Source organism: Pseudomonas sp. SDO55104_S430, assembly GCF_054070595.1.
The window spans coordinates 1-6,629 of the sequence record NZ_JBSVXG010000276.1 but is presented as its reverse complement, the minus strand read 5'-3'; the positions used below and the strand labels follow the sequence as shown (position 1 = coordinate 6,629).

General features: G+C 57.8%; 9 protein-coding genes. 3 read left to right on the top strand and 6 right to left on the bottom strand.

All coding sequences use genetic code 11. The features are described from left to right. Window positions 1-60: 60 nt before the first annotated feature. The 3 genes from ACW9JE_RS27370 to ACW9JE_RS27360 all read right to left on the bottom strand — a co-directional run bounded on the left by ACW9JE_RS27370 (window position 61) and on the right by ACW9JE_RS27360 (window position 1,848). Complete coding sequence (locus ACW9JE_RS27370; protein WP_224536380.1) at window positions 61-1,077, bottom strand: ABC transporter substrate-binding protein; 1,017 nt, start codon at window positions 1,075-1,077, stop codon at window positions 61-63. Window positions 1,078-1,195: 118 nt separating this feature from the next. Continuing rightward, window positions 1,196-1,399, bottom strand: coding sequence for a hypothetical protein (locus ACW9JE_RS27365; RefSeq protein WP_224536382.1), 204 nt, complete (start codon window positions 1,397-1,399; stop codon window positions 1,196-1,198). Next, window positions 1,399-1,848, bottom strand: a complete 450-nt coding sequence (locus tag ACW9JE_RS27360; RefSeq protein WP_224536441.1) for a hypothetical protein — start codon at window positions 1,846-1,848, stop codon at window positions 1,399-1,401. The genes ACW9JE_RS27365 and ACW9JE_RS27360 overlap by 1 nt, the downstream gene beginning before the upstream one ends. A gap of 432 nt (window positions 1,849-2,280) precedes the next feature. On the opposite strand from ACW9JE_RS27360, the gene ACW9JE_RS27355 reads away from it, so the two are divergent. Next, window positions 2,281-2,517, top strand: a complete 237-nt coding sequence (locus ACW9JE_RS27355) for a hypothetical protein (protein WP_224536383.1) — start codon at window positions 2,281-2,283, stop codon at window positions 2,515-2,517. 146 nt (window positions 2,518-2,663) lie between these two features. Then, a complete protein-coding gene (locus ACW9JE_RS27350) occupies window positions 2,664-2,903 on the top strand; it encodes a DUF2789 domain-containing protein (protein WP_175378983.1) in 240 nt (79 codons plus the stop codon). Between the two features lie 2 nt (window positions 2,904-2,905). Here ACW9JE_RS27350 and ACW9JE_RS27345 read toward each other — a convergent pair whose 3' ends face one another. The 3 genes from ACW9JE_RS27345 to ACW9JE_RS27335 all read right to left on the bottom strand — a co-directional run bounded on the left by ACW9JE_RS27345 (window position 2,906) and on the right by ACW9JE_RS27335 (window position 5,585). Then, window positions 2,906-3,109: a hypothetical protein gene (locus ACW9JE_RS27345; protein ID WP_224536385.1), complete on the bottom strand. Its 204-nt coding sequence runs from the start codon at window positions 3,107-3,109 to the stop codon at window positions 2,906-2,908. 227 nt (window positions 3,110-3,336) lie between these two features. Next, entirely contained in the window at window positions 3,337-4,560 is a 1,224-nt protein-coding gene (locus ACW9JE_RS27340; RefSeq protein WP_457434532.1) for a methyl-accepting chemotaxis protein, read from the bottom strand. A 620-nt stretch (window positions 4,561-5,180) separates the two neighbouring features. After that, entirely contained in the window at window positions 5,181-5,585 is a 405-nt protein-coding gene (locus ACW9JE_RS27335) for a TraR/DksA family transcriptional regulator (RefSeq protein WP_224536388.1), read from the bottom strand. Window positions 5,586-5,948: 363 nt separating this feature from the next. On the opposite strand from ACW9JE_RS27335, the gene ACW9JE_RS27330 reads away from it, so the two are divergent. Further along, a complete protein-coding gene (locus tag ACW9JE_RS27330; protein ID WP_457434531.1) occupies window positions 5,949-6,560 on the top strand; it encodes a glutathione S-transferase in 612 nt (203 codons plus the stop codon). Window positions 6,561-6,629 lie beyond the last annotated feature (69 nt).

The window sequence follows — 6,629 nt, the reverse complement described above, 5'->3', positions numbered from 1 at the left end:
GCTGATCGAAACCCTGTAGGAGCGAGGCTTGCCCGCGAAGACGTATCCGGAATCACCAAATTATTTCAGCTCGGCAGACACCTTCTCCGCCACATCCTTCGGCAACCACGCCTTCCAAACATCCGGATGCTTCTTCATGAAATCCTCCGCCGCCTGGCGCGGTGGGGTGTGTTTTTCGCTCATGTCGGCCAGGGCCTTGTTCAGCGGATCGATGGGGAAATCGACCTTGCTGAAGAACTCGGCGATCTGCGGATATTGCTTCTGGAACGGCGTGGACACGCCAATGGACAGCTTCGAAGGCAGCGAGCGGGTGGGTTTTGGGTTGGGGTTGTCGGCGTCGGTCAGGGTCTTCCAGGCTTCGGCGTCGAATGGCGGTTCCTCAAGCTGGACCAGTTTGAAGCGACCGAGTAACGGCGTGGGCGACCAGTAGTAGAACAGCACCGGCTTGCCGCGGCGGATCGATGAACTGATCTCGGCATCCAGCGCCGCGCCGGAGCCGCTACGGAAGTTCACGTAACTGTCGTCCAGACCATACGCTTTCAACTTCTGCTTGTTGACCACTTCCGAGGTCCAGCCAATCGGGCTGTTGAGGAAACGCCCTTTGCTCGGCGCCTCCGGATCCTTGAAGACGTCTTTGTATTTGGGCAGGTCAGTGACACTGCGCAGGTCTGGCGCCATGGCCTTGATGCCCTTGGCCGGATCGCCCTTGATCACGTATTCCGGCACCCACCAGCCTTCGGTCGCCCCCTTGACCGTATCGCCCAGGCTCACCACCTTGCCTTCGGCCTCCGCCTTGACCCACACCGGACTGCGCCCGGCCCACTCTTCGCCAATGACCTGAATGTCATTGTTGGCCAGGGCGGTTTCCAGGGTGATAGTGGTGCCGGGCAAGGTATCGGTCGACAGGCCGTAGCCCTTCTCGACGATGATTCTCAGGATATCGGTGATCAGACTGCCGCTTTCCCAATTGAGGTCGGCGAAATGCACCGGCGTCTGGGCCGCGAGCACCGGAGCGGGTGATGCCAACACAGCGAAAGTGGTCAGGCTCGCAGCCAGCAAGCGTCGAAAACCTTTCATGCTTTTGCACCTCGTGCTGTTCGCAGCAATAGCAGGATGGCCTGGCAGAAGACCGCAAAGCCTCTGAAACTTCAGTCAACTGACTGTAGTAGAGGTTCCTGCTTTCGAGGGGTTCAGATCAATTTTCGGAAATTTCCTGCATCCGCGTCAGCTCTCGTCTGACCATGTTGGCGTATTCAGGCGGGCGCAAACCGTAGAGTTCAGAGGCCACCCAATTGAGCCATGCGCCCTGCAGAACGGTCTTCTGCGCGAACAGTCTCCGGGCTTCGGCCTCGGCGCGGGCCTGGTTCTGTTCATGGAATTCGGCGCGGGGCTGGCTCATCACTCGCTGGCCTTGAAGGTCACCAACTCGCCCTTGCGCCATTTGGCGGCCTTGGCGGTTACGGCCTTGAGGGTTTTGGTCAGGCCTTCCTGCAACTGCTGGTGAGCGGCGAAAACCGTTACCGCACTGTGGCCTTCCTTGAACACGATGGCTTCGCCGTCGGCGGTGGTCACGAAGGCGTAGTCACCAAGGCCGTAGACCGTCATTTTGATGTCGCGGAATCTGATTTCCAGCTTGCCGCCTTCGCGACTGGGCAGGACCGAGGCGCTGAAATGATCGCCGACCTTGAGCTTGAGCCCTGGCTTGTCGTCGACCACCAGTGCTGACTCAGTGTCGAGCTCCGCCACATAAATGCCTTCGGCGCTCTGCTCAGTGATGTAGACGAAACGAGATTGAAACAGTTTGACCAGCTTCGCGCGCAAATCACCCAGCACGAACAACGCATGCATATCGAGATTACTTACTGCCAAGGAACCATCCCCACATCTGAAAATGACGCCGCACGCATAAAAGGCGCACAGCCGAAAAAAGCGGCAATGCCGAAAGTGAAACTTGATAAACCCCAATCGTGTGGCGGATGAGCTATGCACTCACCCATCCCGAGGCCTGAGCAGACTACTGGACGATGCTCGCCTCGTCTTGCCTGGCTTTCGTCAAAGGTTGAAGGAAAACGCCCTTCCTACAGCCAGAAGAATACGGACTATCGACTTCAGGGAAAAAACTCTTAAAAAAAAGCACTTTTCTGACATATCGCAAGCCGAAAATTGCTTTAGATACGATCACTCACCCCACCAGTGACGGTGATTCTAGAGCAGCCATGCTCGCCGAGACTACCCATACGGACGTACATACGTCGGTAAAAACAACGAAAAGGACTTCATATGTGCACGCTTACACACTTTGCCCAACCCTTTGCACCATTGCAGGTTTCAGGTTCGCCGACTATACGACAAGCTGAACTTCACTCACGTTCCCCCGAAATCCCGCGCTTCCAAGTGATATTGGCCGGGAATTCGTTCTTTCATATCAAGGAAATTTCCACCGGGCATGTAAGAGGTTTCCGCGTCGATCACAACGAAGCCTGCGCCCTCGCCCGAGCGCTGGAGGCAACGCATTGAAAGCCTGAAGATCAGCTTTGCGGTCTATGCTCACTGCTGCGTTTGAACATTGGATTGAATATCGATTTCGAACTCTTGAAGCTCGCCTTCATCAGAAATAGAGACAACGAACTTCAGAATCCGATTCACCCTGCCAGGAGATGAAAATGGAATCACCGACCCACGACTTGAAAGGTTTGTTCGACCAGCTCGGCCTGGACTCCACCCAGAAAGCTATCGACGATTTCATTGCCAGTCATTCACCGCTGCCAGAGGACAAGAAACTCATCGACGCGGAATTCTGGACGCCGCAACAGGCGGGCTTTCTCAAGGAGCAACTGCGCGAAGACGCCGACTGGGCGCGGGTGGTGGACGATCTGAACCTGCGCATGCACCAGGTCCACTGACCTCAATGCAGGCTGTCCGGCGTCTCGACCTTCAGTTGCGCGATCCAGGCAGCCTTGCACTCCTCCGCCTCATCCCGGCTCGAAAACGCCGTGCCCCGGCGTTCGCCATTCAGCAGTACCACCCAGCACACACTTTGTCCCAGGGCCCGCAGACTGGCGGGTACGCCGCTGCCAATCATTACTGCCACATCGACTTTGCTTTGCATGTTGCTCTTCGAACTCCGTTAGCAACCTAACTATATCGTTATGGTACGAAGTCTTCAGGTGCGGAAACAATATTGGGTTTGTAGAGCTTTCTTTCCAAAGTCGTAACAATCGCCAGATAAAATCCATTCCCCCTGTGGGAGCGAGCCTGCTCGCGATGGAACTCGGAACACCGCGGACATCAGGCCGCCAACGTTATCGTTGACGACCATCGCGTGCTTGCTCGCTCTTACAGTGTATTTTGCGGTTTGTACCCCAACCGCAACCCACCCCAATGCCGCCCCTTGAGCATGATCGGCACCGACAGATCATGCATCAGCTCCCCCGTATCGCGCGTATAGGTTTGCAACAGCACCGGCTGCTGATGGCTGCCACACCGAATCCCGGTGCGGTCGGCGAACTTGCGTTTGGTACGGTTATGCACGGTGTCTGCCTGTACATCACCGGTCAGCGGCTGGCTGAACACCTTGTTGTGAGTCGGCACGTAACCCTGCTGCGTGCAGGCGATGGCAAACACCAGTCCTTCATGACGCAGCAGCAGCGGTTCCTGAATCGCCGGCAAGACCTGGTCGGTATAGCCATCGAACCGCGTCTGGTATTTGACCGGCTGAGTGCCGGCAATCGCCTGGTAGTTACGGTCGAACAAATCATCAAGACTGACCCGACCCGCATCGATGTCCGCCTCGAAACGCTCGGCGATCAGGTTTGCGCCCTCCCGCGCCAGGTCGTAGATCCGTTGGTGATAGTCATCCAGCCCGACTTCCGCCAACCGCTCGCTGATGCTCTCGGCCTGCCCTTCCATCTGCACCGCCGCCTCGGACAGGCGCCGGGTCTGCTGATCACTGACGGACAGGTCGCTACGCATCTGCTCAATGGCGTGGAACAGGCTGTCCAATTGCTCGCGATTGGTCTCGGCACCCCGAGCGATCTCCCCGACCTGACCCTCGACGCCGGCCGCCAGGCGGGCGATGTTTTCCAGGTGCTGACCGGTGTGCTCGACCTGCTCGACGCCAGTGTCCAGGTCGCTGGACAACTGACGGATCTGCTCCACCACCTGCGCGGTGCGCTGCTGGATATCCGCCACCATCTCGCCTACTTCCCCAGTCGCAGTAGCCGTACGCGCGGCGAGCCCGCGAACCTCATCGGCCACCACCGCAAAACCCCGGCCATGTTCACCGGCCCGCGCCGCTTCGATCGCCGCGTTCAGGGCCAGCAGATTGGTCTGGCTGGCGATGGACTGGATCACCAGGGTCACGCGCTGGATATCGTCGCTGCGCAGACTCAAGGCTTCGATCAGCTGACGGCTGCCACTGGCCCGTTCGCTGAGTTGATGCATCCGCGTAATCGACTCTACCAGTTCAGCGCGCCCAGCCGCGCCACTGCGATGCGCTTCGCTCGCCGCACTCAGCGCCTCTCGACTCAAGGTCGATGTAGCCTGTTCGGTGGCGATCATCACTTCGGCGTTGCTGACGATTTGTGCCGCGGCGCCCAGTTGCGACTGCAACCGGTCAGCCAGTTGCCTGACGGAAAAGGCCACCCCCGCGGCGGACAGCGCGTTATGGCTGGTGGTGCGGGAAAGATCACGGGTCAACGCGGCGATGGCGTCGCCGGTATCGACAGCGGCGGTCTGGCGAGTCGCGCGCGAGCGCAGGCGCGGCAGCCAGACAATCAGCACAGCCATTGGCAGGCCAACATACAGCGGCCAGCTTTGAAGGCTCATGCCACACAGCAACAGCATCAGGGCGATACTTTGCAATGTTGGTGTCAGCCAACGATTTTTCGACAGCAGCAACGGGGCCGCGACAGCCAAAGCTTCGATAGCCCGAGTCTTGTCTTTCGTCATCTTTGTCACCCCAGACATTTTCTAATTGTTGTCGTCGCATTAAGCGCCACTAAAAAGCCATTATCTATGGTGCTTTAGTCGAGGGCGTTGCAGCAGATCAACGGAAGAAACGGGAAAATCGGGGGGCAACAGAAAAAAGATCGCAGCCTTAGTCAGCGCTCCCATTTTGGAGCTGCCGAAGGCTGCGATCTTTTCAGGACAACCGGCAGGACACCGATTGCCGTACGAAATCAGGCTTGACGCTGGTGCTTGTCGATCTGCTCGTGACGTTCTTGAGCTTCGATGCAGTACTTGGTGGTCGGGCTGATCAGCAGGCGCTTGAGGCCAATAGCCTCGCCACTGTCGTCGCACCAGCCAAAGCTGTCTTCTTTGATGCGTTCCAGAGCTTGTTCCAACTGAGGCAGCATGCGCTGGTCGCGATCGATCGCGTTTACCAGCCAGGTGCGCTCTTCTTCGACCGAAGCCGCGTCAGCCGGATCGGCCGGGCTGTCCAGGCTCTCGATGGCGATGCGATTCTGCTCAATGCGCTCATGGGTTTCGACTTTCATGTTCTGCAACAGCTCGGAGAAAAAAGCATGTTGCTCGGCATTCATGTAGTCATCCGCCGGCATGGCCAGCAACTTGTCCTTTGTCATTGATATCTCTATAAAAAAACGTGCATTAAGGCGAATTAGGGAGCATTGCGACAAACCTGTTCAGGCCATCGCGAAGGCGCCGTTTGTTCCAAGCGCCACCCGGCACTCAATTTACGAGGGGCGGCAGTCTAAGGCCGACTTGAGGCCTCAGCAACTGAAAAGACAGCGAATTTGTCCGACAAGGCCTCGAAAATGCGCTATGGCAGGTATTCAGGCGGATATCGGAGTGCGTTTATAGCAAGAAATTCAATTCAGCGGGCCTATATGGAAGACAAACGGCTGGGCGGCGGGAAGCCGTTTGCAGGTCGCGCCGGCTCGGCTAAGGTTGACCTTCCCGTTATGGCTGACTCAAGGAGCGATTAAATGAAGCTGATCGGCATGCTGGACTCGCCATTTGTACGACGCGTCGCCATTTCCGCCAAACGCCTGGGCATCGACCTGGAGCAGCACTCGGTGTCGGTATTCCGCACGTTCGAGCAGTTCCAGCAGATCAATCCGGTGGTTAAGGCCCCGACCCTGGTGCTGGACGACGGCGAGGTGTTGATGGATTCGACACTGATCATCGACTACCTCGAAGCCCTCGCCGGCCCCGACCGCAGCCTGATGCCGAAGGCAATCGATCAACGCCTGCACTCGTTGCGCCTGATCGGCCTGGCATTGGCCGCGTGCGAAAAATCCGTGCAGCTATATTACGAACGCAACCTGCGACCGGCCGAGATTCAATTCCAGGCCTGGTCGGAACGGGTGGAGGGACAATTGGCCGCAGCCTACAACGCACTGGAAAGGGAATTGGAAAAGCAGCCACTGGACACCGACGCCCCGATCGACCAGGCCGGCATCACCCTGGCCGTGGCCTGGAGCTTCACCAATCTGGTTGTACCGGACCAGGCCTCGCGCGAAGCCTTCCCGAAGATCGCGGCGTACACCGAATATGCCGAGGGGCTTGAGGTGTTCATTAGTACGCCGATTGAATGAGATTGACCCGACGTCATCGCGAGCAGGCTCGCTTGTATGTTTAGACTTGAAGGGGTGGGCGGGACTAAA